Raw genomic sequence first — 22,413 nt, forward strand, 5'->3', positions numbered from 1 at the left:
GAACCTTATTCCGCGGAGGTGAACGCGTCGTAGAGAACCTCGCCCCCGCGCACGGTCCGCAGGCAGACCGGGAGTGGCGCGCCGTCCTCGAGCGGCGGCAGGGCGGGCACCCGGGAGCGCGGGTCGGTGGACCAGCGCTGGACGCGGGAGTCGGGGGCGGCGACGACCAGGTCGGCGGCGTCCCAGATCGCGTAGTGCGCGGGTGCGCCGGGCACCAGGCTGCCGGTGACGCCGTCGTGGACACCGGCGGCGCGGTGGCCGCCGCGGGTGTGGGCGGTGAAGGCGGCGCGGGCGGACAGACCGGAACCGGGCGTGCGGTGGTGGATCGCGGCGCGCACGCTCTCCCACGGTTGCAGCGGCGTGACCGGGCAGTCGGAGCCGAACGCGAGCAGGACTCCTTCGGCGGCGAGCATGGCGAACGGGTTCATCGGCTCCGACCGTTCGCGGCCCAGCCGCTGCGCGTACATGCCGTCCGGCCCGCCCCACAGCGCGTCGAACTGGGGCTGCACGGAGCCGGTGACGCCCCAGCCCGCGAGGGCCTTCGCCTGCTCGGTGTCGATCATTTCGAGGTGTTCGAGCCGGTGGTGGCGGCCGGCGAGGGCGCGTTGCCCGACGGTTTTCTCGGCGAGCTGGAAGCCGCGCACGACCTCGGCCACGCCCGCGTCGCCGATGACGTGGAACCCGGCTTGCAGACCGGCTTCGGTGCAGGCGACGAGGTGGGCGGCGATGGTGTCGGCGTCGAGGTAGCGGGCGCCGGTGGAGCCGGGTTCGTCGAGGTAGGGCTGGTGCAGGGCGGCGGTGCGGGAGCCCAGCGCGCCGTCGACGAAGAGGTCGCCGGCCAGGCCGGGCAGGTCGTGGCGGTGGGCGACGTCGACGGCTTCGAGTTCGCCCCAGTAGCCGACGACCTGCGGGTAGCCGGGTTCGGCGGCCAGCGCGAGCAGCTCGGCGAGGTCGTCTTCGCCGGAGATATCGGGGCCGGCGCACTCGTGGACGCTGACGATGCCGCGCGCGGCGGCCAGGCGCAGGAACGCGTCCTGGGCGCGGCGGCGCTGCTCGCGGGTGAGCGCGGCGCGGACGGCGCCGCGCACGTGGTGATGGGCGTCGCGGGTGAGCGGCCCCTCGGGTGACCAGCCCGCGGCGCCGCGGGCGGCCGGGGCGAGATCGACCAGCGCGGTGGACACGAGCGCGGAGTGCACGTCGACGCGGCCGAGGTAGACCGGCGCCCCACCCGCGGCCTCGTCGATCTCGGCGCGGCTGGGCAGCCGGTCGCCGGTCCAGGTGGTCTCGTCCCAGCCGTGGGCGATGAGGACCTCGCCGGGGCGCGCGGCGGCGCGGACGGCGGCCAGCAGACCGGCGGCGTCGGCGATCCCGCCGAGGTCCAGCCCGGCCAGGTGCAGGCCGGTCGCGGTGGCGTGCACGTGCGCGTCGACGAAGCCGGGGGCGACGAACGCGCCGTCGAGGTCGTGGACGCGGGCGCCGGGGTGGAGGGCGCGGCCGGGGCCGTCCTGGCCGACCCAGACGATCGTGCCGCCGCTGATGGCCATCGCGGTCGCGTCGGGGTTGCTGGGCGAATGGATCCGCCCGCCCAGCAGGAGCGTGGTGCTGTCGTCCGTCACGTGTCGAGTGTGCACGATGGGTCGCGACGAAAGTTTTTACGCACTATTATCGGTTACACCGTAGATTTTGACGCCATACCGCCGACGAGGAGCAGAGTTGACTGCGATCCAGGAAGTCTCCCCCGCCGACACCCTCGATGTCGCCGCCCAGCCCTACGCCTACCGCCGCACCGAACTGACCGAACCGGACTGGCGCCGCTTCCCCGGCTGGCGGGAGGTGACCGAGGCCCAGTGGCGGGACGCGCAGTGGCAGCGGGTGCACTGCGTGCGGAACATCAAGCAGCTGCGCGCCGTGCTGGGCGACCTGGTCGAGGAGCGGTTCTACGACGACCTGGCCGCCGACCAGCGCGAGCTGGCGACCATGTCGATGCTGGTGCCGCCGCAGATGCTCAACACCATGGCGGTGGACTCCACCGACGCCCTCTACGCCGATCCCGTGCGCCGCTACATGCTGCCGGTGCGCAGCGACCGCGATCCGGACTGGCCCAGCCACCCCCATTCCGAGCGCGACTCGCTGCACGAGGCGGAGATGTGGGTGGTGGAGGGCCTGACCCACCGCTACCCCACCAAGGTGCTGGCCGAGCTGCTCTCCACCTGCCCCCAGTACTGCGGGCACTGCACGCGGATGGACCTGGTGGGCAACTCCACCGAGCAGATCGCCAAGCACAAGCTCGGGCTCAAACCGGTGGACCGCCAGGACGCCATGATCGACTACCTGCGCCGCACGCCCGGCGTGCGGGACGTGGTGGTCTCCGGCGGCGATGTGGCGAACGTGCCGTGGCACCAGCTGGAGTCGTTCCTGATGCGGCTGCTGGACATCGAGACGGTGCGCGACATCCGGCTGGCGACCAAGGCGCTGGCCGGGCTGCCGCAGCACTGGCTGCAGCCCAAGATCGTCGAGGGCCTGGAACGCGTCGCGGGCACCGCGCGGCGGCGCGGCGTGAACCTGGCGATCCACACCCACGTCAACCACGTCCAGTCGGTGACGCCGCTGGTGGCCGAGGCGGCACGCACGGCGCTGGAGGTCGGGGTGCGGGACGTGCGCAACCAGGGTGTGCTGATGCGCGGGGTCAACGCGTCCCCGGCGGCGCTGCTGGACCTGTGTTTCGCGTTGCAGGGCGAGGCGAACATCCTGCCCTACTACTTCTACCTGTGCGACATGATCCCCAACGCCGAGCACTGGCGGCTGGCGGTGTGGGAGGCGCAGGAGCTGCAGCACGCCATCATGGGCTACCTCCCGGGCTACGCCACCCCGCGCATCGTGTGCGACGTGCCGTATGTCGGCAAGCGGTGGGTGCACCAGCTGGCCGACTACGACCGCGAGCGCGGCATCTCCTACTGGACGAAGAACTACCGCACCGGGATCGAACACGCCGACCCCGAGGCGCTGCGCCGCCGCTACCCGTTCTACGACCCGATCTCCACGCTGCCCGAGGAGGGGCGCGCCTGGTGGGCCGAGCAGCGCGGGTGATGCTCAGGGCGTGACGATCATCGCGATCGTCACGCCCGCCAGCATCGCCAGGTAGGCGATCGCGTGGACGCGGTCCGGGATGCGGGCGGTGAGGCGGCGGGTCAGCGCGATGGCCGGGATCGACCCGCACAGCAGCGCGGCCGCGGCGATCAGGTCGACGTAGCCGGCACGGCCCGCGCTCCCGGTGCCGGCGAAGGCGTAGATGGCCGTGCCGATCAGCGCGACCGGGGCGCTGAGCGGGTTGGCCATCGCGGTCGCCTCCGTCATCGGCAGGCCGCTGCGGCGCAGCAGCGGCACGGTCATCACGCTGCCGCCGACACCGAGCGCGCTGGCGACCGCGCCGATGCCGACGCCGCCCGCGGTCCGGGTGACCGGGCCGAGCTTCCGGGGCGTCTCGAGTGGACGGTGGAGGAAACCGTTGCGCGCCAGGCAGTCCACGATGGTGATCACGAGGTAGGCGATGAACGCGACGTGCAGGACGCGCTCGGGCAACCGGGTCGCGGCCAGCGAGCCGAACGCGGCGCCGAGCGCGATGAAGGCGATCAGCGGCCACACGTAGCTGCGGCGGATCCGGCCCGCCCGCGCCTGGGCGACGGTGGCGGCGAGCGAGTTGACCACCATCACGGCGGTCGAGGTCGCCACCGCGACGTGCATGTCACCGGTCACGGCGACCACGACCGGCACGGTGAGGAACCCGCCGCCGAAGCCGAACAGCACCGTGGTCACCCCGGTGAGGCAGCCGAACGCGAGCAGGACGAGGAAGGTCACTTCCGGCACGGTATGCGCCGGTCCGGGTGGCGGGCATCCGACAACGCGCCAGATTCCATCGCGTACTCGCCACTACACTGGCGCCGGTGCGCAACGTCCCCCTCGCCGACGTCGACCATTTGGACCGCGACGTGCTGGCGATCGGTACCGACTACCCGCCCGGGCACGTGCTCGCCTTCCACGAGCACCGCCGCGCGCAGTTCCTCTACGGCGCGACGGGCACCATGCAGGTCGACACGGGCGACGGCAGCTGGACGGTGCCCACCGACCGGGCGGTGCTGATCCCGCCCCGCACCGGTCACCAGGTGGTGATGCGCGGGGTCAGCACCCGCAGCCTCTACCTGGAACCGGCCGCCGTACCGTGGTTCCCCGCCCGCTGCCGAGTCGTGGCGGTCTCCCCGCTGCTGCGCGAACTGCTGCTCGCGGCCGTGGACATCACCCCGGAGTACCCGGCACGCGGACGTGACGGGGCGGTGATGGAGCTGATCCTGCACGAGATCCAGGCACTCACGCCGCTGCCGTTCGACCTGCCCCTGCCCCGCCACCCCCGGCTGCGGGCACTGTGCAAACGCTTCCAGCACGAGCCCGGCATCCACGTCCCGCTGGCCGACTGGGCCGCGCGATCACACCTGAGCGAACGCACCCTCAACCGCCTCTTCCCCGCCGAAACCGGGCTGACCTACCAGCGATGGCGGCAACGGGCCTGCGTCCTGCACGCGATCACCCTGCTGGCCACCGGCACCCCGGTCACGGCCGTCGCGGCCACCCTCGGCTACGACACACCAGCCGCGTTCACGGCCATGTTCCGCCGGGAGACCGGGATGGCGCCGAGCACGTTCCGAGCCCGCGGACCACGGAGGTCGTGACGACGGATGGCACCGGCAGCCTGACGGTCAGGCGTGGCGCAGCGCCTGGTTGAGCAGCGTGCCCCCGCGGTCGAGGCAGTCGTCGCAGATGGTGGCGTTCGTTTGGGGGCAGCGCATGCGCGGCAGGGTGCGGTGGAAGCCGAAGAAGGTGCGGCGGTCGGTGCGGTCGCAGAACTCGCACGGTGTTCCTGGGGACCGCAGCCGCTCCAGGTCGGTGCCGCCACGGCTGGTGCGGGCGCGACCGTCGCGGACCACGCCGAGGCCGGCCTCCACGCATCGCGCGCAGATGGGGCCGGACGGGCCCGGTATCCGGCGTTCCCCGGCCGCGGGCGGGGTGTCGCAGAACCGGCAGCGCATCGTCCCGGCTTCCCGGCGAGGTGGGGCGGGAAACCCGGTCATTCGACCCGCGCTATCAACGCGCCCTGGACGAGCGCGTCGCCCTCCTTGGCCAGCAACCGCACCACCCCGGGAGCGGGTGCGGAGATTTCGACGTCGACCTTGTCCAGCGCGACCTCCGCCAGCAGGTCACCCTCGTCGACCCGTTCGCCGTCGTGGACGAACCAGGTCGCCACCACACCCTCGGCGTCCGGATCGTTGTCCGACAGCAGCGGGAACAGCACCTCGGTCACGCCGACCACCTCCCGAACCAGCATCACCCCGCCGTGGCGCGGTGACAAGCGGCCTGGCGAAGCAGCGCCGACAGCGCCACGTCGAGATCACCGGCGGACTCCAGATGCCGGGCGGCCGCTTCGGCCAGTGACTTCCACGCCCCGGGCGTCTCGACCAGGTGCCCGACGGCGCGGGTGAGTTCGCCGTCGGCCTCGCACACCACGGCCAGCCCGGCCTCCGCCATCAGCCGGGCGTTGGCGCGGCCGTGCGCCGCGATGGGCCGGTGCATCAGAACCGGCCTGCCGCAGGCGAGCGCTTCCAGCCCGGTCGCGCCACCCGCGTTGGTCACCACCACATCGGCGGCGACGGTGTAGGCGGGCATCTCGTCGGTCCAGCCCAGCACCCGCAACCGCGCATCGGTCAGCCGCCGCAGGGCCCGCGCGAGCCGCTCGTTGCGCCCGCACACCACCACCGGCACCACCGAGGGATGGGCCGCCAGCAGTTCCCGCGCCGCGGCTTCCACCTGCCCGAACCCGAGCGAACCACACGACACCAGCGCGACGAACGCCGCCGGTGGCAGACCCAGCCGGCGGCGGACCGCGGCGGAGTCGCCGGGCCGGAACACCGCGCGCACCGGCGGCGCGGACACGGCCACCGGCGCGCCGGGCACGCACCGCACGGCGGGCGGGATCGCCACCGGGTGCATGACGAGGTTGAGGTCGACGCGGCCGTAGACCCAGAACGGGTGCGGCGCGAAGTCGGAGATCCACGCGCCGACCGGGGCGGGCAGGCGGCCGTGGCGGCGCAGCCACTCCAGCCCGGCCGTGCCCAGCGGATAGGTGGACAGCACCAGGTCGGGCTGCCCGACGATGCGCGCCAGACGCCGTCCGCACCATGCGCCGGTGAACCGTTTGCACGCCGCGGCGAACCATCGGGAGCGCCACAGCAGCGAGTAGAACAACTCATACAGCCACGGGGTGCGCCGCACGTTGGTGACATAGATCTGCCGGAACAGCGGTCCCACACCGGGGCCCATCACGTCGAGCGCGTCCAGCCAGCGGATCTCCGCCTCCGGCCACCGCCGGTGCACGGCCTCGGCGAGGGCACGACCGGTGGCGTTGTGCCCTTCCCCCATGGTCGCCGACAGCACCAGAACCTGTTTCACCGCACCACCTCACGAGTCAGGCGCGCGGCCCGCGCCGCCAGCACGACGATTCCGGCGACGACGACCACGCCCGCCACCGCGGCGCCGGTGACCGCGCCCGGGTCGGTGTTCACGGTCTCGCCCAGCCACCACACGCCGATCGCGACGCCCGCGAGCGGGTCGAGCGCGGTGATCACGGCCAGCGCCGGGGTGAGGTATTCGCCGCGCTGGAAGGTGTTCTGGCTCAACAGGAACCCGAGCGGGCCCACCACGCACACCACGTACAGCACGGGATGCGTGAACGGTGCCGCGAGGTTTTCCCGCGCCTGCCCGGCGACGACCTTCATCAGGCCCGCGGTCACGCCGTAGAGGACTCCCGTCGCGACCGCGAGACCCAGCACCCCCAGCGCGCCGCGGGAGAGCACCGACACCGCGAGCCCGAACACGGTCAGCGCGGCCAGGGTCAGGGCCAGCACGACGGGCGCGGGACCGGACACGAACGTCGTGCCGTGCTCACCGGGCCGGGCCAGCACCATGAACACCGCCAGCCCGGCCACGCACAGCAGCGAACCCGCGGCGAGGACGGCGTCGGGCGGGCGGTGTTCCAGCCGTGCGGTGAAGAACCCGGCGAACACCAGCGAGGTCACCAGCAGCGGCTGCACCACCAGCAGCGGCGCGTACGCGAGCGCGACCAGTTGCAGTACCAGCCCGGCGACGGTGGCCACGATCCCGGCCAGCCACAGCGGCCGCCGCACGAGACGGGTCAGCAGCGCCGGGTCGAGGGTGCGGGCGGCGTCGACCTGCTTGGTGGCGCGCGCCTGCGCGGCGCTGGCCAAGCCCATCAGTGCCGCGCCTGCCACGGCGGCCGGCACGGCCACTCCCAGCGCGCTCGCTCCCGCCGGCACCCTGCCCCCTCGGGAATGATCGGTGTTCACCCCGACCGTAGCGGGAGTGGTGATCATCGGGACCGGGGTTCACCAGGGCTTGGCGATCTCTTCTCTAAACTGCCACCGGTGCGACGCTATCGGTGGTGGATCGGCGGGGGCGTTCTGCTCTTCGTCCTGGTGCTCGTGGGGATCTTCGCGTTCAGCGGGCCCGGCACACCACCCGGTCCCCTCGACCGTCCCGGCCCGCCGGGCACGGGCCCGCTGACGATCGTGTCGATGGGCGACAGCACCCTGTCCGGTGAGGGCGCGGGCGACTACACCGCCGACACCAACGGCACCGGCGGCAACTGGTGCCACCGCTCCCCCAACGCCACGGTCGAGAAGACGGACGTGCCGGGCATCGCCGAGAAGGTCAACCTGGCGTGCTCCGGCGCACCGGCCGCGCAGGTCGGGCTGGGCGACACCCGGCAGTGGACCGAGCCGTCGCAGGCCGGGCAGCTCGCGGACCTGGTGAAGACGCACCGGGTGTCGGCGATCGTCGTCGCGGTCGGCGCCAACGACGATCCGCACTTCTCCCAGCTGATCTCCGAGTGCTTCCAGGCGTGGTTCATCTCCGGCAACGCCCCGTGCCGCACCGCGATCGCGCCCACGTGGCAGCAGCGGATCGACGCGATGGTGCCGAAGGTGGTCAGTGCGCTGTCCGACATCAAGACGGTCCTCGCCCGCGCCGGATACGAGCCCGGGGACTACCAGCTGGTGCTGCAGTCCTACGCCGCCCCGATCGGCCCCGGCATCCCGGCGAACCTGCAGAACCTCAATGGCTGCCCGTTCCGCACCGAGGACCTGGAATGGGTCGTTCAGCAGGGCGTGCCGGTGCTCTCCCGTGGACTCGCCACCGCCGCCGCGCAGGCCGGTGCGCGATTCCTGGACCTCTCCCGTGCCGGTCTGGGCCACGAAGCGTGCAGCGGCGGCAACGATGCCTCCAAGGAATGGTTCAGCAGGCTCACCCTGCAACTCAACGACCTCACCGACGCCGACCGGGCCGGCCATGCCATTCAGGAATCGTTCCACCCCAACGCCAACGGACACGCCCAGTTCGGCCGGTGCCTGACCGAGTTCCTGGCCACCGACGGTGCCGCGGCGGCGTGCCTGTCGGGAACGGACGGAAACCTGCACCCGGCGGCGATGATGACGGCCGGTTGAGCGTGCCTGGAACCGCCACCCGGCAACACGAGCCGCACCGCCACCTCACCGCCCATGCCCTGAACCGGCGGCCTGGCACCGAAAAAAACCACCACCTCACCCACACCTCCCCCACCCCCGATACACAGCCGCCCGTTAGACGATCAGGCGTCGGGGGAAAGCCCAGGTCAGGGCGCGTAGCGCCGCTCTTTTCGCCTGCCGAAGGCGGCGCGGCTTCAAAGATCAAAAGAGTCCTCGCCGGACGGGCCGGCTCCGGGATGACCACCCAGCTTCTTTTAGGGCAGGGCAGCTCGCTGGCGCTCGCCCCTACAGGTCGAGCGCCGCGCGCAGGGCGATGTCCACCTGTTCCAGTGTTACCTGGTCGATCTCGGAGATCTGCTCGATGAGCCATCCGCGGTAGAGGCGGGTCAAAAACAGCGTCGAGACCCAGAACCGGCTGTCCAGCGCGACGCCGAGGATGTCCTGCGGGTCCTGTTCGAGCAGTTCGGTGCCGATGAGCCAGGGGCGGTCGGATTCGTTGACGCCATCGGAGGACAGCAGCAGCACCGTGCGTTCCCTGGCCTGGTGGGTGGGCGGTTTGTACGCCCAGATTTCACCCTTCCGCACGCAGGTCCTTCTCCGCCGCGGCCAGTTCCGCCTCGTCGGCGGCGGCCAGGCGCTCGGCCCCCACGCGGGCGGGGGCGCGGTAACCGGTGCGCACGGCTTCGCGCCGGGCGGCGCGGGAGAGCCACGCCGACAGTGAGATGCCGTGGGCTTTCGCGGCGCGTTCGGCGTACTCGATCGCCGCGGTGTCCAGCGAGAGCGTGACCTTACGAGTTGCCATACCTTTTATCGTACTCCTCACACCGTCGGCGGGCGGCCCTCGAACGGCGTGGACAGCACGACCGTGGTGCGGGTGGACACCTTCGCGGCCTCCCGGATCCGGCGCAGCAGCTCCTCCAGGTCACGCGGCGAGGCCACCCGCACGAGCAGGATGTAGGACTCGTCGCCCGCCACCGAATAACACGACTCGATCTCGCGGATGTGCTCGATGCGCTGCGGGTAGTCGTCCGGCGCGGCCGGGTCGTTGGGGGTCAGCGAGATCAGTGCGGTCAGCGGCAGGCCGATCTGCTCGCTGTCCAGGCGCGCCACGTAGCCCTGGATCACGCCGCGCTGCTCCAGGCGCCGCACCCGCTGGTGCACCGCCGAGACCGACAGCCCGACCCGCTCGGCCAGGTCGGTGAAGCTGCACCGGCCGTCGCCGGCCAGTTCCCGCGAGATGGCCTGGTCCAGCGGCTCCAGCGGGCCGCTCACGAGTCGAGCACGACGAGCTCGTGCGGGCGTCGGTTGAGCGGTTCGACCCCGTCTTCGGTGACGACCACGATGTCCTCGATGCGGGCGCCCCACCGGCCGGGCTGGTAGATGCCCGGCTCGACCGAGAACGCCATGCCCGGCTCCAGCACCAGGTCGTTGCCCTCCACGATGTAGGGCTCCTCGTGCACGTCGAGCCCGATGCCGTGGCCGGTGCGGTGGATGAAGAACTGCCCGTAGCCCGCGTCGGCGATGATCTTCCGCGCTGCCGCGTCGACCGACTCCGCGGTGACGCCCGGTCGCACGGACTCGACCGAGGCCCGTTGGGCGCGCTGCAGCACGGCGTAGGTCTCGGCGACGTCGCCGTCGCGGGGTTCGCCGACCGCGTAGGTGCGGGTGGAGTCGGAGTTGTAGCCCTCGGGGACCGGGCCGCCGATGTCGACCACGACCACGTCGCCGCGCTCGATCACGCGGCCGGACACGTCGTGGTGCGGGCTGGCGCCGTTGGGGCCGGAGCCGACGATGACGAAGTCGGCGTGCAGGTGACCCTCCTCGACGATCGCCGCGGCGATGTCGGCACCGACCTCGGCCTCGGTGCGGCCCGGCCGCAGCCATTCGGCGACACGGGCGTGCACGCGGTCGATCGCGGCGCCCGCCGTGCGCAGCGCGTCGATCTCGGCGGCGTCCTTGCGCATCCGCAGCTCGCGGATCACCGGACCGGCCAGCGTCTGCTCGGCCGCGCCCAGCGCGGCCCGGAAGGCGAGCACGTGCAACGCGATCAGGCCGTCGCTGACGGCGACCCGGCCGGGCTTGCCGAGCCGGTCGGCGACCATGCGGTAGGGGTCCTCGCCGTCGACCCAGGTGACGACCTCGACGCCCAGCTCGCCGGTCGGGACCGCGGCGTAGCCGGGGGCCTCCAGCTTCGGCACCACCAGCGCCGGGGTGCCCTCGGCGGGCACCACGAGCGTCGTCAGCCGCTCGAACGAGCCACCGGCTTCGCCGATCAGGTACCGCAGGTCCGAACCCGGGGCGATGAGCAGGGCGTCGGTACCGGCGTCGGCGGTGGCGGCACGGGCCCGGTCGAGCCGGGCGCGCAGGGTTTCCGGGGCGAGCGCGGGGGTCGCGGATGAGCGGGAGGACATGGCTGGCAGCGTATCTGGCCCGGGCCGGTGGCGCGTCTGGCAGGCTGTGTGCCGTGACACTTGCCCTGCTGGACTCCGCGAGCCTGTACTTCCGCTCGTTCTACGCGCTGCCCGACTCGATGACCGCGCCGGACGGCACGCCGGTCAACGCGGTGCGCGGGTTCACCGACACGCTGGCCCGTATCGTCACCGACCGGCGGCCCAGCAGGCTGGTCGCGTGCCTGGACGCCGACTGGCGCCCGAAGTTCCGCACCGATCTGCTGCCCAGCTACAAGGCGCACCGCGTCGCCGACGCCGAGGCGAACGCCGAGGAGGTGCCGGACACGCTGACCCCGCAGGTGCCGGTGATCCTGGAACTGCTGGAGGCGTTCGGGTTCGCCACCGCGGAGGCCGCCGGGTACGAGGCCGACGACGTCATCGGCGCGCTCACCGCGCGGGAGAAAACCGATCCGGTCGAAGTGATCACCGGGGACCGGGACCTGTTCCAGCTGGTGCGCACCGAACCGACCCCGGCGTCGGTGATCTACGTCGGCAAGGGCTGGGCCAAGGCCGAGGTGCTGGGCCCGCCGGAGATCGCCGAGCGCTACGGCGTGCCGGTGCGGGGCGCGGGCACCGCCTACGCCGAGATGGCGATGCTGCGCGGCGACCCGTCCGACGGGCTGCCCGGGGTGGCCGGGATCGGGGAGAAGACCGCGGCGAAGCTGATCACCCGGTTCGGGTCGCTGGGCGGGCTGATCGCGGCCGCCGCCGAGGGCCACAAGGACGTGCCGCCCAAGACTCGGGTGAAGCTGGCCGAGGCCGCCGAGTACCTGCGGGTGGCGCCGACGGTGGTGCTCACCGCCGCCGACGCGCCGGTCTCGATGTCCGGTCCGGACACGGTTCCCGCCTCCCCCGCGGATCCGGACCGGGTACTGGAGCTGGCGCAGCGGTGGAACCTGGGCAACTCGGTGACCCGGCTGGTCAAGGCCCTCACCGCCGCGGCCCGGTGAACGTAGAACTCGCGCGGGTCAGCCGCCGCCGGAGGCCGCGGCGGCGCGCTGGGCCTGGATCGCCTTGCGCAGCGCGGTGATGACGGGCTCGACCGGGCGGCCCAGCTCGGCCAGCCGGGTCTTGTACTGGCGGCGTTCCGCGCGGCTCAGCACCGTCCGCAGTTCCGCCGCGCCTGCCAGGGCGCACAGCGCGCCGAGCCGGGCCTCCACGCGGAACGTGGGCTGCCCGCCGCGCACCACCCGCCGCACCTCCTCGGAAACCCGCCGGACCTCGTGGGGGTGGCGCAGGGTGACGCGGTGGACCGGGAACAGGCCCAGCACCCGGCTGGACTCGACCCGGATCACCCGGTCGGCGGCCAGTTGCTCCCGCACGGCGGGCACCATCGTGTGCCGGTGGCGGCCCACCCAGCGTTTCCAGGACCGGGGCGAGGTGCCGCCGATCTCGGCGAGGATCTCCTCCAGCACCGGGTCCAGCGCGGGCGCCGGACCGGCCGGGGCCGCCTTGCCGCGCTCGTCGACGAGGTAGCCGCCGAGCACCAGGTCGGCCAGCGCCGCGGCCCGCAGGGCGTAGCCCAGTTCGGACCGCGACACCAGACGTTGCTTCTTCGTGTCGTAGGCGAGCAGGAACAGCTGCCCGGCGAGCGAGTCAGTCCGGTCCATCTTCGTCCTCTTTCCTGGGGCGCCCCCGCGGGCGCATCCGGCCCACCTCGCGGGGCAGCCGTCCGGCGTCCGCGAGTGCCTTGCGCAGCAGGAACTCGATCTGCGCGTTGGTGCTGCGCAGCTCTTCCCCGGCCCAGCGCGCCAGCGCATCGTGCACGGCCGGGTCGAGCCGCAGCAGGATCTTCTTCCGTTCCGGCGGCATCTACTGGTACAGGGTCCCGGTGTTGACCACCGGCTGGGCGTCCCGGTCGCCGACGAGGACGACGAGCAGGTTGCTCACCATCGTCGCCTTGCGTTCCTCGTCCAGCTCGACGACGTCGTGCTGCGCGAGCCGGTCCAGCGCCATCTCCACCATGCCGACCGCGCCTTCCACGATGCGCTGGCGCGCGGCCACCACGGCCCCGGCCTGCTGGCGCCGCAGCATCGCCTGCGCGATCTCCGGGGCGTAGGCAAGGTGCGTGATCCGGGATTCGATGATCTTCACCCCGGCGGAGGCCACCCGGGTGGCGATCTCCGCGGAGAGCTTCTCGGTGATCTCCTCGGCGTTGTCCCGCAACGACATCCGGTTGTCGTCCGGGGTGTCGTAGGGGTAGGCGTTGGCGATGTGGCGGACCGCCGTTTCGCTCTGGATGGCGACGAACTCGACGAAGTCGTCCACCTCGAACGTGGCCTGCGCGGTGTCGGCGACCTGCCACACGACCACCGCGGCGATCTCGATGGGGTTGCCGTCGGCCTCGTTGACCTTCGCGACACCGGTCTCGTGGTTGCGGATGCGGGTGGAGATCTTGCGCCGCTGGGTGAACGGGTTGACCCACTGCAGCCCGGCGGTGCGCAGGGTGCCGACGTAGCGGCCGAGCAGCTGAACCACGCGCGCCTCGCCGGGCGCGACCGGCGTCAGCCCGCGCAGCGACACGATCCCGGCCAGCGCGAGGATCACGCCGAGCACCACGAGCGCGGCCGCTCCCCCGCTGATGGCGAGCAGGACGACTCCGGCCACCACCAGCACGAGCGCCACGCCCAGCATGACGAATCCGTTGACGGCGCGCACCAGGCGTTCCCGCGTGCTCGGCGCCGGCATGTCCACGACGGTTTCCATGGGGACTCCCCTCGCTCCGTTGCTTTGATGGCTCGAATGTAGCATAGTGATATCAGTTTTTCCACAACGGGAAGGGGGACGAGGTGGCGGACAGGCAACTGCGGATCGACGGTCTGACCAAGCGCTACGGACAGCGGCTCGCGCTGTCGGACATGACGTTCGACGTGCGGGCGGGCGAGCTGTTCGGGTTCGTCGGCAGCAACGGAGCCGGCAAGACCACGACGATGCGGATCGTGCTGGGGGTGCTCTCGGCCGACGACGGCGAGGTGCGCTGGGACGGCACCCCGGTGACGCTGGAAACGCGGCGCCACATCGGGTACATGCCCGAGGAACGCGGGCTGTACCCGAAGATGAAGGTCGGTGAGCAGCTGGTCTACCTGGCCCGGCTGCACGGCATGACGGCGGCCACCGCGCGCCGGTCGGTGGCGACCTGGACCGAGCGGCTCGGGGTGGCCGCGCGCCGGGACGACGAGGTGCAGAAGCTCAGCCTGGGCAACCAGCAGCGTGTGCAGCTGGCCGCGGCGCTGGTGCACGATCCGGCGATCCTGGTGCTGGACGAGCCGTTCTCCGGGCTGGACCCGGTCGCGGTGGACGTGATGAGCCAGGTGCTGCGGGAGAAGGCCGCCGAGGGTGTGCCGGTGGTGTTCTCCAGCCACCAGCTCGATCTGGTGGAGCGGTTGTGCGACCGGATCGGCATCGTGCGCGACGGCCGGATGGTCGCCTGCGGCACGGTCGGTGAGCTGCAGGCCGGCTCGGTGGTGCGGCTGCTGGTCCACGCGCCGGATGCCGCGCCGGGGTGGGCCTCCGGGCTGCCCGGTGTGACCGTGCTGCGGCACGAGGACGGCCACACCGAACTGGAGCTGGCCGAGGACGCCGACGACCAGGTGGTGCTGCGCGCCGCGCTGGAGAGCGGGCCCGTGCACGAGTTCGCGCGACGGCGGCAGTCGCTGACCGATCTGTTCCGGCACGTGGTGACCGAGGAGGTGGCGGCATGACCATGCCCCGGATGGACCAGGGCGGCTGGGCGGGCGTGTCGCTCATCGCCTCCCGCGAGATCGGCATCCGGCTCAGGTCGAGGGCCTACCGGCTGAGCACGCTGGCGCTGCTGGTGGTGATCGTCGGGTTCACCGTGGTGATGCGGCTGATCAGCGGCGGTGACGGCGCGGACGCGACGGTCGGCGTGACCGGGCCGACCGCGCCCATGGCGGCGCCGCTGCAGGCCGCCGGGCAGACCGTCGGCGAAACGCTGGACGTGCGGACCGTGCCCGACGAGGCGGCGGGCCGGGCGCAGGTGAGTGACGGCGGCCTGGACGCGCTGCTGGTCGGCGACGGTTCCCGCGTGCAGGTCGTGGTGAAGCAGGACCTCGACGACAACCTGCGCACGGCGCTGAACGTGCTGGCCAGCCAGCTCGCGCTCAACCAGCAGATCACCGGCCTCGGCGGCGATCCCGCGCAGGTCAACGCCGCGGTCGCGAGCGCAGGGGTGGACGTGCAGCCGATCGAGCCGCCCTACCCCTACAACTCGCAGCAGCTGGTGCTCGGGATCATCGCCGGGGTGCTGATCTACCTGTCGCTGATGATCAACGGGCAGTCGGTCGCGCAGGGTGTGGTCGAGGAGAAGACCAGCCGGGTGGTGGAGCTGCTGCTGGCCACGGTGCGGCCGTGGCAGCTGATGACCGGGAAGGTGCTGGGCATCGGCGCGGTCGGGCTGATGCAGATGGTGCTGATCGGGGTGGTCGGGATCGCCTCCGGGCTGGCCACCGGGGTGCTGACGATCTCGGTGTCGGCCGCGGCGGGCACCGTGGTGTGGCTGATCGTGTGGTACCTGCTGGGGTTCCTGATGTACTCGATCGTCTTCGCCGGGCTGGGGGCGCTGGTGTCGCGGCAGGAGGACGTGGGCGGCGCGGTCACCCCGGCGCTGTTCTTCGTCATCGCCGGGTACGTGGTGGGGATTTCGGTGCTGCCCTCCGATCCGGGCAGCAGCCTGGTCGCGGTGCTGTCGATCATCCCGGTGTTCGCGCCGACGCTGATGCCGATGCGGCTGGCGATGGGCGGGGTGGCGCCGTGGGAGGCGATCGTGTCGGTCGGGCTGGTCGTGGTGCTGATCCCGGTGCTGGTGTGGTTGTCCGCGCGGATCTACCGCAACGCCGTCCTGCGCACCGGCGCGAAGGTCGGGTTCCGGGAGGCGCTGCGCGCGGCGTGAGGTGAGCAAGATCGGAGAAGACCGGCGTACCGGGTTCTCCTGGGGTCGGTGCGGAGCCGGCCTCGCCTGGGGGCGGGGCCGGCCCGGTCAGTTCACCGGCTGAGCCTGCGGTAGCGGCGCACCGACAGCGGCAGGAACACCGCGATGCCCACCGTCGGCCACAGCACCGCCAGCAGCAGCGCGTTGTCGTCGAACCAGCTGCCGGTGTGCCAGCCGGGGTTGCCGAGCAGATCGCGCACCGCGGCCGCCGTCGCCGAGAGCGGGTTGGCGTCCGCGATCGTGCCGAGCCAGCCGGGCATGGTGCCGGGCGAGACGAACACGTTGGACAGGAAACCCAGCGGCCACACCAGGATCTGCAGGGCCACCACGCTTTCCGGGCCCTTGGCGACGAGTCCGAGGCAGAGGCCCAGCCACAGCAGCGCGAACCGCAGCAGCACGAGCAGCCCGCACCCGGCGAGGACGACCAGGCCCGCGACCGAGTTGAGCAGATCGGCGACCGCCCGGCCCGCCACGGGGGCGGCCGAGGCCATCGGCAGTGAGCGGAACCGGTCGGTGGAGCCACGTGCGACGTCGGTGGCGATCCCGGTGAAGGTGGTCTCGATGCCGACCGACGATCACCGCGGCCGGCCGGCGCGTCCAGTGCACCAGTTCGCGGCGGGTCATCGTCCAGCAGTCGGTGATGGTCCAGCGCAGGGCAGTCATACCGGCACCTCTCGTGCGGTCAGCTCCAGGAACACCTCGTGGAGCGTGGGGCGGCGCGGGGTGAGGTCGGCGATGCCGATCCCGGCCCCGTCGAAGGCCGCCGCGAGCCCGGCCAGCACCCGGACCCGGTCGTGCGCCGGGACACTGAAACCGTTGTCGCCCCGCTCGGCCTCGGCGCCGGTGACCCGGGTGGCGAGCGCGGCCGCGGCGGGCAGGTCCGCGGCGTCGTGCAGGACCACTTCGACGCGGTCGCCGCCGATGCGGGACTTCAGCTCCGCCGGGGAGCCCTCGGCGACGAGCGCGCCGTGGTCGAGCACCGCGATCCGGCCCGCGAGCTGGTCGGCCTCGTCGAGGTACTGGGTGGTGAGCAGCACCGTGGTGCCCTCGGCGACGAGTTCCCGCACCGCGGCCCACACCTCGCTGCGGCCGCGCGGGTCCAGCCCCGTGGTGGGCTCGTCCAGGAACAGCACCTCCGGTGAGCAGCAGCCCGGCGGCCAGGTCGAGGCGGCGGCGCATCCCGCCGGAGTACTGCTTGACCGGTTTCTCCCCCGCCTCCGCCAGGCCCATCCGCTCCAGCAGTTCCGCCGCCCGCTGCCGCGCCCGGCGCGCGCCGAGGTGGTAGAGCCTGCCGAACATCTCCAGGTTCTGCCGCCCGCCCAGCACCGCGTCGACCGCGGCGTGCTCGCCGACCAGCCCGATGCGGTAGCGGACCCGCGCGGCGTCCCGGACAACGTCGAGACCCGCCACGCTCACACGGCCGGCGTCGGGCCGCAGCAGGGTGGCGAGGATGCGCACACAGGTGGTCTTGCCCGCGCCGTCAGATGACCGAGTACAGCGCGAGCGGCGACCCGAAACGCAGTTTCGAGCTCCTCTGGGGGTTGCACGAGGCACCGTCCCGGGGTCCGAAGGCCCGCTTCACCGTCGAGGAGGTCACCCGCGTCGCGATCCGCCTCGCCGACGCCGCGGGCCTGACCGCCGTGTCGATGCGGCGGGTCGCCGAGGAGCTGGGCGCCAGCACGATGTCGCTCTACACCTACGTGCCGGGCAAGGCCGAGCTGCTGGACCTGATGATCGACACGGTCGTCGGCGAGACCGCACGCCCGGACGACGTGCCCGGCGGATGGCGGGGCGGGCTGGAACACCTCGCCAGGGAGAACGCCGCGCTGACGCTGGTGCTGGGCTACGTGCAGTCCGCGATGCGTGGCGTGGTCGAGGCCGGGCAGGCGGCGCGGCGCAGCGGCCGGAGCGACGTGCAGTGGTGGGAGTCCTACGCGCCACTGCTGGAGAAGGTGTTCGACCCGGACCGGTTCCCGCTGGCGGCGCGGGTCGGCGCGTCCGCCGGGGAGGCATACCAGGCACCGTCCGATCCGCACGCCTTCGAGTTCGGGCTGGCCCGCATCCTCGACGGCATCGAGGCACTGATCAACGGGCGCGACGGAAAACCCGGTGCGCCACGTCCCACCGCGGGTTAGGGTCGTGATCATGCGCTTCCCTCAGATCTACGGCTGACCCGAGCTGGTCGTGTCCCCTGTGCCGTCCGAGATCTCCCGAGAAGTGGTGTCCCATGTCTTCCCTGTCCCGTCGTCGCGCGCACATCGCGATGGTCGGCGTTCCCGCCGTCAGCCACGTCCTGCCGAGCCTCGAGGTCATCCGTGAGCTGGTGGCCCGCGGCCATCGCGTGACCTACGCCAACGACCCCGCGGTGCGTGACCTGGTCGCGGGCACCGGCGCCGAGCCGGTCACCTGCACCTCGACGCTGCCGGTGGCCGACAACGACTGGCCCGACGACCCGATCGCCGCGATGGAGCTGTTCCTCGACGACGCCATCCAGGCGCTGCCACAGCTGCACGCCGTCTACGACGCCGATCCCGCCGACCTCTACCTCTACGACATCGGCGCCTACGCCGCGCGCGCCCTCGCCGAGTCGCAGGGCCGGCCGGTCCTGCAGTTGTCCCCGACGTTCGTGGCGTGGAAGGGCTACGAGGAGGAGGTCTCGGCGCAGCTGTGGCAGCTGCCCGGAGCCGAGGGCTACCGGGCGAAGTTCGCGCGGTGGCTGTCGGGCAATGGGGCCACCACGACCGACGTCGACGCCTTCTCCGGCCGTCCCGCGCGGGCACTGGCCCTGATCCCGCGGGCGATGCAGCCGCACGCCGATCAGGTCGACACCGGGGCGGTCACGTTCGTCGGCCCGTGCCTCGGTGAGCGTGCGGGTTCCTGGACGCGTCCCTCCGATGCGGACAACGTGCTGCTGGTCTCCCTCGGTTCCGCCTACACGCGTCAGCCGGAGTTCTACCGGCAGTGCCTGGCGGCCTTCGGGGACCGGCCCGGCTGGCACGTCGTGCTGCAGATCGGCAAGTACGTCGACCCGGCCGAACTGGGCGAGATCCCGCGCAACGTCGAGGTGCACTCGTGGGTGCCACAGGTCGCCGTCCTGGAGAAGGCCGACGCGTTCGTCACTCACGCCGGCATGGGCGGCAGCAGCGAAGGACTCTCCGCCGGGGTGCCGATGATCGCCGTCCCGCAGGCCGCGGAACAGTTCCAGAACGCCGACCGGCTCGTCGAACTGGGCGTGGCGCGCCGCATCGACACCGCCGAGGCCACCGCCGAAACCCTGTGGGCGGCGCTGACGGAACTCGTCACCGATCCCGGGGTCGCGCGCCGTTCGGCTCAGTTGCGCGCGGACGCGCGAGCCGAGGGCGGGACGCGGCGGGCCGCGGACCTCATCGAGGACATGCTCGGCTGACCCGGCTGGTTCAGAACGGCGTGCCGCACCACGGCGGGACGGCGGTGTGGAAGAGGGCGTCCGCGTGCGGCAGTGCCGCCGGGCGCGGCACCTCCAGCCGCCCGGCGGCGGCGAGCGCGCTGGGCCGCCGGTCGCCGAGGTAGAGCATCGCGAGGGTGTCCGCGGTCAGCCGCAGGTCCGGTTCCGCACCGGCCCGTAGGCGCGGGCGGCGAGCGCGGCGGGCACGTCGACCAGCCGCAGCCAGGTGTGGTCGGTCAGGCCGGTGACGGCGCAGGCGCGCGGGTCGGTGAGCAGGAGGGGCAGCGGATCGTCCAGCGGACGGCCCGGCGCGCGGACCTCGGCGACGAGGTCGATGCGCAGCAGGAACCGCCACAACCCGGCCAGCGCCGCGGTGTCGCGGGCGTGCAGGTCCCGCACCAGCAGCGCCGCCCCGAGGTCCGGCTGGTCGAACGAGCGCTGCTCGTCGGCGCGGTAGAGGACGAACCCGTCGTCCCCGCGCGGTCCGGTGTGGACGGCGACCTGGTGTTCCCCGATCAGACGTTCCCGCGCCTCGTCGCCGAGTATCCGACGCTGCCGCTGTCCGGGGCGTCGGAGCGGAACACGGCGCGGGCGATGCGCAGCGCCTGGCCACGGGAAGCGTTTTCCCGCCCGGCACGGCGAGCGGGTGGCGAAGGATCCCGCAACCCCCACGGTGTCCGGTCCGGCGAAGGCGCCGAAGCGTCGTTCGGCCGGGAACGATGCGGCCCGCCGCGACCAGAACTCGTCGGTGACGACGGCGTGCAGGGACCGGCCGAGCACCTCGAAGGCGGCCCGCTCCTCCCCCGCGGCCAGCGGCCGGATCACGAACCCGCTCATGGCTCCGGTTGGGAGACCTCGTAGCCGCCGTCGGCGTCGCGCACCGTGATCGTCACCTTCTTCTTCTCCCCCGCGATGTCCACAGTGCACTCGAAGATCCGTCCGGCGACGACATCTTCACCGCCGGGGCAGGACACCTCGCCGACAGCGGTGATCAGGTACGACTCGGTGAGCACCCGCCACACCCCGTCCTGGACGTGCGCGGGGTCGAACACCCGCCGCGCGGGCGTCAGGCTCGCCGTGGTGCCCGCGGCGGAGGTGGCGGTCACCGGATGCGAGGTGGGAACCGGCGGTGCGGGTGCCTCACTGTCGCAACCGGACACCAGCAACGCCGCGATGGCGAGCAGGACAACGGCCCTCACCAGCCGGATCACCCCCGAGAGAAGCTTCTCAGAAGTGTGTACCACACCAGGCCGGTGCGGGTGTGGCGAAGAGGCGGTCGGCTCGCGCCGTCGCCGTGGGGTCGGCGGGCTGGATCCGCCCGGCGGAGGCGAGCTGCGAGGGCCGCCACGTGCCGAAGTAGAGCATCGCCAGCGCGTCCGCCCCGAGCCGCAGGTCCGGCGCGGAGCCGGTGCGGCTCATCCCAGCGGGCGAGACGCGGTAGCGCCCGGAGTTGCCCTCCACCACCGGATCGACGACCTCCAGCACGACCGGATCGCCCTCGTACTCGCGGGCGCCCAGCGCGGCGGGCACGTCGACCAGCCGCAGCCACAGTTCGTCCCCGCCGCCGGTTTCGCGGACCGCGCGGATTTTGGTGAACAACAGTTCCGGCACCTCGTCCACGGGCCGTTCGTCGGCGCGGATGGTGTCGACGAGGTCGACACTGAGCAGGTAGCGCCACAGCCCGTCGAACGCCTCGCCGCCCGCGGTGTGCAGGCTCAGGATCTCCAGCACGGCGGGTTCGTTCCAGTGCTTGCGGTCGACGGTGTAGACCACGTACCCGTCGGGTCCCTGCGGTCCCTGGTGCACGGCGGTGACCACCGGGCCGGACACCTCGCGCGCGTGCCGCTCCCAGGCGGGCCACCAGTACGGCGGACGGCTCATCGTGCCGGGGCGCGCCTGCGGGAGCGCGGCGTACAACTCGGGCAGCCGCTCCAGCGCGGTGTCCAGCGGCCACAGCTCGATCTGGCCGCCGGCAGGGACGTCCGGCCGGAACGTGGCACGCCGCCGGTCGATCTCGTAACTGCGGCTGCGGGTGGCGACGCCGTAGCCGTAGCGGTTGTAGATGACGCCTTCGCTGGCGCGCAGCGCCGCGAACGGCAGGCCGCGGGAGGCGATGTCGGCGAGCTGGGCGCGCATCAGCTCGGTGAGGATGCCGCGACGGGTGCGGTCGGACCGGACGCCGACACCGGTGACGGCGGCGACACCGGCGCGGGCCCCGCCGGGCACGGTCAGCTCGGCGTCGAACGATCGCGCGGTGCCGACCAGTTCGGTGTCGAACGCGCCGAGCGTGCGCCCGGGCTGCAGCATGCGGTCGGAGAGCTGCCACGTCTCGTCGGTGGTGGGCGCGACGTGGAGGGTGGCCCGGAACAGGTCGGCGGCGGCGCGGTGCTCGTCGGGTCGCAACGTCCGCACGGTGTAGTCACTCACGGACGCGATCGTTCCCGACGGGCTCGCCGCGCGCCAGCCAATTACCGGGGGTAGCCGACCTCGTAGTTGGCGGCGTCGTCCTTGATCGTGACGGTGACGGTCTTGCCCGCGCCGTCGACCGTGGTGGTGCAGTCGAAGGTCGCTCCGGCGGCGACCTCCTCGTCGGCGGGGCAGATCACGGCGCCGACGGAGGGCAGCCCGAAGTTGTCGGTGAGGATCTGCTTGACGCCATCCTGCACCGCGCTCTGGCTCAGCACGGTGGTCTTGAGGAATCCGGGCGCCAGGAACGCGGTGACGCAGAACGCGGCCACCACGACGACCAGCGCGCCGAGCCCGATCAGCAGCCCCCTGGCGCTCTTCTTCGGCGGCTGCTGCCCGTAGGCCGGGCCGGGCGCGTACTGCGGCGGCGCCTGCCCCGGGTACTGCTGCCCGTGCTGGGGCTGGGCGTACTGCGGCTGCCCGTACTGGGGTTGCGCCGCGCCGGGCTGCTGCCCGTACTGCGGCTGCCGCGGCGGATAGCCGGGCTGCCCGCTCCACTGCTGGGGGTCGTTGCCGCCGTAGGGGGTGCTCATGGTGTGC

Annotated in this window: 27 protein-coding genes and 1 pseudogene; 8 read left to right on the plus strand and 20 right to left on the minus strand. The window is 72.6% G+C overall.

Going from position 1 to position 22,413, the window contains the following annotated elements; all coding sequences use genetic code 11:
* Positions 1-5 precede the first annotated feature (5 nt).
* On the minus strand, positions 6-1,616 hold the full coding sequence (locus tag HNR02_RS26750; RefSeq protein ID WP_179776341.1) for an amidohydrolase: 1,611 nt from the start codon (positions 1,614-1,616) through the stop codon (positions 6-8).
* A 97-nt stretch (positions 1,617-1,713) separates the two neighbouring features.
* Here HNR02_RS26750 and HNR02_RS26755 point away from each other — a divergent pair, with 97 nt between their 5' ends.
* Positions 1,714-3,087 carry a KamA family radical SAM protein gene (locus HNR02_RS26755; RefSeq protein ID WP_179776342.1) on the plus strand — a complete coding sequence of 458 codons (1,374 nt, stop codon included), beginning with the start codon at positions 1,714-1,716 and terminating at the stop codon, positions 3,085-3,087.
* A gap of 3 nt (positions 3,088-3,090) precedes the next feature.
* Here the strand turns inward: HNR02_RS26755 and HNR02_RS26760 are convergent, their stop codons facing one another.
* Positions 3,091-3,864 carry a sulfite exporter TauE/SafE family protein gene (locus tag HNR02_RS26760; RefSeq protein ID WP_179776343.1) on the minus strand — a complete coding sequence of 258 codons (774 nt, stop codon included), beginning with the start codon at positions 3,862-3,864 and terminating at the stop codon, positions 3,091-3,093.
* Between the two features lie 77 nt (positions 3,865-3,941).
* Between HNR02_RS26760 and HNR02_RS26765 the strand changes: the two genes are divergently transcribed.
* Positions 3,942-4,721, plus strand: a complete 780-nt coding sequence (locus HNR02_RS26765; protein ID WP_179776344.1) for an AraC family transcriptional regulator — start codon at positions 3,942-3,944, stop codon at positions 4,719-4,721.
* Between the two features lie 27 nt (positions 4,722-4,748).
* On the opposite strand, the gene HNR02_RS26770 is transcribed toward HNR02_RS26765, so the two are convergent.
* Genes HNR02_RS26770 through HNR02_RS26785 form a run of 4 tightly spaced genes read right to left on the minus strand, consistent with a single transcriptional unit; the run spans position 4,749 to position 7,379 of the window.
* On the minus strand, positions 4,749-5,120 hold the full coding sequence (locus HNR02_RS26770; RefSeq protein WP_179776345.1) for a hypothetical protein: 372 nt from the start codon (positions 5,118-5,120) through the stop codon (positions 4,749-4,751).
* Positions 5,117-5,350: a biotin/lipoyl-containing protein gene (locus HNR02_RS26775; protein WP_179776346.1), complete on the minus strand. Its 234-nt coding sequence runs from the start codon at positions 5,348-5,350 to the stop codon at positions 5,117-5,119. The genes HNR02_RS26770 and HNR02_RS26775 overlap by 4 nt, the downstream gene beginning before the upstream one ends.
* A 23-nt stretch (positions 5,351-5,373) precedes the next feature.
* Positions 5,374-6,495, minus strand: coding sequence for an MGDG synthase family glycosyltransferase (locus HNR02_RS26780; RefSeq protein ID WP_179776347.1), 1,122 nt, complete (start codon positions 6,493-6,495; stop codon positions 5,374-5,376).
* Positions 6,492-7,379: a DMT family transporter gene (locus HNR02_RS26785; RefSeq protein WP_312861176.1), complete on the minus strand. Its 888-nt coding sequence runs from the start codon at positions 7,377-7,379 to the stop codon at positions 6,492-6,494. Before HNR02_RS26785 ends, HNR02_RS26780 begins: the two co-directional genes overlap by 4 nt.
* A 108-nt stretch (positions 7,380-7,487) precedes the next feature.
* Between HNR02_RS26785 and HNR02_RS26790 the strand changes: the two genes are divergently transcribed.
* Positions 7,488-8,564: a GDSL-type esterase/lipase family protein gene (locus tag HNR02_RS26790; RefSeq protein ID WP_179776348.1), complete on the plus strand. Its 1,077-nt coding sequence runs from the start codon at positions 7,488-7,490 to the stop codon at positions 8,562-8,564.
* A gap of 306 nt (positions 8,565-8,870) precedes the next feature.
* Here the strand turns inward: HNR02_RS26790 and HNR02_RS26795 are convergent, their stop codons facing one another.
* Genes HNR02_RS26795 through HNR02_RS26810 form a run of 4 tightly spaced genes read right to left on the minus strand, consistent with a single transcriptional unit; the run spans position 8,871 to position 10,996 of the window.
* Complete coding sequence (locus HNR02_RS26795; protein ID WP_179776349.1) at positions 8,871-9,170, minus strand: hypothetical protein; 300 nt, start codon at positions 9,168-9,170, stop codon at positions 8,871-8,873.
* Entirely contained in the window at positions 9,157-9,387 is a 231-nt protein-coding gene (locus HNR02_RS26800) for a hypothetical protein (protein WP_179776350.1), read from the minus strand. The genes HNR02_RS26795 and HNR02_RS26800 overlap by 14 nt, the downstream gene beginning before the upstream one ends.
* 17 nt (positions 9,388-9,404) lie before the next feature.
* Positions 9,405-9,857 carry an Lrp/AsnC family transcriptional regulator gene (locus tag HNR02_RS26805; protein WP_179776351.1) on the minus strand — a complete coding sequence of 151 codons (453 nt, stop codon included), beginning with the start codon at positions 9,855-9,857 and terminating at the stop codon, positions 9,405-9,407.
* Complete coding sequence (locus tag HNR02_RS26810; RefSeq protein WP_179776352.1) at positions 9,854-10,996, minus strand: M24 family metallopeptidase; 1,143 nt, start codon at positions 10,994-10,996, stop codon at positions 9,854-9,856. The genes HNR02_RS26805 and HNR02_RS26810 overlap by 4 nt, the downstream gene beginning before the upstream one ends.
* A gap of 53 nt (positions 10,997-11,049) precedes the next feature.
* On the opposite strand from HNR02_RS26810, the gene HNR02_RS26815 reads away from it, so the two are divergent.
* A complete protein-coding gene (locus HNR02_RS26815; RefSeq protein WP_179776353.1) occupies positions 11,050-11,985 on the plus strand; it encodes a 5'-3' exonuclease in 936 nt (311 codons plus the stop codon).
* Between the two features lie 18 nt (positions 11,986-12,003).
* On the opposite strand, the gene HNR02_RS26820 is transcribed toward HNR02_RS26815, so the two are convergent.
* From HNR02_RS26820 to HNR02_RS26830, 3 genes are read right to left on the minus strand one after another with little or no spacing between them, the layout of a single operon-like run.
* Entirely contained in the window at positions 12,004-12,645 is a 642-nt protein-coding gene (locus HNR02_RS26820) for a GOLPH3/VPS74 family protein (RefSeq protein WP_179776354.1), read from the minus strand.
* Positions 12,632-12,847, minus strand: a complete 216-nt coding sequence (locus tag HNR02_RS26825) for a type II toxin-antitoxin system antitoxin (RefSeq protein ID WP_179776355.1) — start codon at positions 12,845-12,847, stop codon at positions 12,632-12,634. The genes HNR02_RS26820 and HNR02_RS26825 overlap by 14 nt, the downstream gene beginning before the upstream one ends.
* Positions 12,848-13,741 carry an SPFH domain-containing protein gene (locus HNR02_RS26830; protein ID WP_179776356.1) on the minus strand — a complete coding sequence of 298 codons (894 nt, stop codon included), beginning with the start codon at positions 13,739-13,741 and terminating at the stop codon, positions 12,848-12,850.
* Between the two features lie 152 nt (positions 13,742-13,893).
* Between HNR02_RS26830 and HNR02_RS26835 the strand changes: the two genes are divergently transcribed.
* Together HNR02_RS26835 and HNR02_RS26840 are read left to right on the plus strand one after the other, a co-directional pair.
* Positions 13,894-14,736, plus strand: coding sequence for an ABC transporter ATP-binding protein (locus tag HNR02_RS26835; RefSeq protein WP_246339402.1), 843 nt, complete (start codon positions 13,894-13,896; stop codon positions 14,734-14,736).
* A gap of 11 nt (positions 14,737-14,747) precedes the next feature.
* Complete coding sequence (locus HNR02_RS26840) at positions 14,748-15,944, plus strand: ABC transporter permease (protein ID WP_179777872.1); 1,197 nt, start codon at positions 14,748-14,750, stop codon at positions 15,942-15,944.
* Between the two features lie 92 nt (positions 15,945-16,036).
* On the opposite strand, the gene HNR02_RS26845 is transcribed toward HNR02_RS26840, so the two are convergent.
* Together HNR02_RS26845 and HNR02_RS26850 are read right to left on the minus strand one after the other, a co-directional pair.
* Positions 16,037-16,474 carry an ABC transporter permease gene (locus tag HNR02_RS26845; RefSeq protein ID WP_312861177.1) on the minus strand — a complete coding sequence of 146 codons (438 nt, stop codon included), beginning with the start codon at positions 16,472-16,474 and terminating at the stop codon, positions 16,037-16,039.
* Between the two features lie 168 nt (positions 16,475-16,642).
* Positions 16,643-17,465 (minus strand): annotated as a pseudogene (locus HNR02_RS26850) (ATP-binding cassette domain-containing protein); the annotation flags it as partial.
* A 2-nt stretch (positions 17,466-17,467) separates the two neighbouring features.
* On the opposite strand from HNR02_RS26850, the gene HNR02_RS26855 reads away from it, so the two are divergent.
* Both HNR02_RS26855 and HNR02_RS26860 read left to right on the plus strand, forming a co-directional pair.
* A complete protein-coding gene (locus HNR02_RS26855) occupies positions 17,468-18,118 on the plus strand; it encodes a TetR/AcrR family transcriptional regulator (protein ID WP_179776358.1) in 651 nt (216 codons plus the stop codon).
* A gap of 92 nt (positions 18,119-18,210) precedes the next feature.
* On the plus strand, positions 18,211-19,389 hold the full coding sequence (locus HNR02_RS26860) for a macrolide family glycosyltransferase (protein ID WP_246339284.1): 1,179 nt from the start codon (positions 18,211-18,213) through the stop codon (positions 19,387-19,389).
* A 10-nt stretch (positions 19,390-19,399) separates the two neighbouring features.
* Here the strand turns inward: HNR02_RS26860 and HNR02_RS35765 are convergent, their stop codons facing one another.
* Genes HNR02_RS35765 through HNR02_RS26880 form a run of 5 tightly spaced genes read right to left on the minus strand, consistent with a single transcriptional unit; the run spans position 19,400 to position 22,406 of the window.
* Entirely contained in the window at positions 19,400-19,537 is a 138-nt protein-coding gene (locus tag HNR02_RS35765) for a sterol carrier protein domain-containing protein (RefSeq protein ID WP_246339286.1), read from the minus strand.
* A 17-nt stretch (positions 19,538-19,554) separates the two neighbouring features.
* On the minus strand, positions 19,555-20,244 hold the full coding sequence (locus HNR02_RS26865; protein WP_246339288.1) for a putative GNAT family N-acetyltransferase: 690 nt from the start codon (positions 20,242-20,244) through the stop codon (positions 19,555-19,557).
* Positions 20,241-20,606 (minus strand): DUF4333 domain-containing protein, encoded by a 366-nt coding sequence (locus HNR02_RS26870; protein ID WP_312861178.1) that lies wholly within the window; start codon positions 20,604-20,606, stop codon positions 20,241-20,243. The genes HNR02_RS26865 and HNR02_RS26870 overlap by 4 nt, the downstream gene beginning before the upstream one ends.
* A 28-nt stretch (positions 20,607-20,634) precedes the next feature.
* Positions 20,635-21,834: a GNAT family N-acetyltransferase gene (locus HNR02_RS26875; protein ID WP_179776359.1), complete on the minus strand. Its 1,200-nt coding sequence runs from the start codon at positions 21,832-21,834 to the stop codon at positions 20,635-20,637.
* Positions 21,835-21,875: 41 nt separating this feature from the next.
* Positions 21,876-22,406 (minus strand): DUF4333 domain-containing protein, encoded by a 531-nt coding sequence (locus tag HNR02_RS26880; RefSeq protein WP_179776360.1) that lies wholly within the window; start codon positions 22,404-22,406, stop codon positions 21,876-21,878.
* Positions 22,407-22,413: the final 7 nt, after the last annotated feature.

The sequence above is a fragment of the Amycolatopsis endophytica genome, assembly GCF_013410405.1.
Taxonomy (GTDB): Bacteria; Actinomycetota; Actinomycetes; order Mycobacteriales; family Pseudonocardiaceae; genus Amycolatopsis_E; species Amycolatopsis_E endophytica.

Coding starts and splice junctions, on each gene's coding strand:
- HNR02_RS26840 (WP_179777872.1), top strand. CDS start 14,748: ATGGACCAGGGCGGCTGGGCGGGCGTGTCGCTCATCGCCTCCCGCGAG.
- HNR02_RS26860 (WP_246339284.1), top strand. CDS start 18,211: ATGTCTTCCCTGTCCCGTCGTCGCGCGCACATCGCGATGGTCGGCGTT.
- HNR02_RS26800 (WP_179776350.1), bottom strand. CDS start 9,387: ATGGCAACTCGTAAGGTCACGCTCTCGCTGGACACCGCGGCGATCGAG.
- HNR02_RS26770 (WP_179776345.1), bottom strand. CDS start 5,120: ATGACCGGGTTTCCCGCCCCACCTCGCCGGGAAGCCGGGACGATGCGC.
- HNR02_RS26855 (WP_179776358.1), top strand. CDS start 17,468: ATGACCGAGTACAGCGCGAGCGGCGACCCGAAACGCAGTTTCGAGCTC.
- HNR02_RS26865 (WP_246339288.1), bottom strand. CDS start 20,244: ATGAGCGGGTTCGTGATCCGGCCGCTGGCCGCGGGGGAGGAGCGGGCC.
- HNR02_RS26825 (WP_179776355.1), bottom strand. CDS start 12,847: ATGCCGCCGGAACGGAAGAAGATCCTGCTGCGGCTCGACCCGGCCGTG.
- HNR02_RS26820 (WP_179776354.1), bottom strand. CDS start 12,645: ATGGACCGGACTGACTCGCTCGCCGGGCAGCTGTTCCTGCTCGCCTAC.
- HNR02_RS26830 (WP_179776356.1), bottom strand. CDS start 13,741: ATGGAAACCGTCGTGGACATGCCGGCGCCGAGCACGCGGGAACGCCTG.
- HNR02_RS26880 (WP_179776360.1), bottom strand. CDS start 22,406: ATGAGCACCCCCTACGGCGGCAACGACCCCCAGCAGTGGAGCGGGCAG.
- HNR02_RS35765 (WP_246339286.1), bottom strand. CDS start 19,537: ATGCTCTACCTCGGCGACCGGCGGCCCAGCGCGCTCGCCGCCGCCGGG.
- HNR02_RS26810 (WP_179776352.1), bottom strand. CDS start 10,996: ATGTCCTCCCGCTCATCCGCGACCCCCGCGCTCGCCCCGGAAACCCTG.
- HNR02_RS26845 (WP_312861177.1), bottom strand. CDS start 16,474: ATGGCCTCGGCCGCCCCCGTGGCGGGCCGGGCGGTCGCCGATCTGCTC.
- HNR02_RS26835 (WP_246339402.1), top strand. CDS start 13,894: ATGACGTTCGACGTGCGGGCGGGCGAGCTGTTCGGGTTCGTCGGCAGC.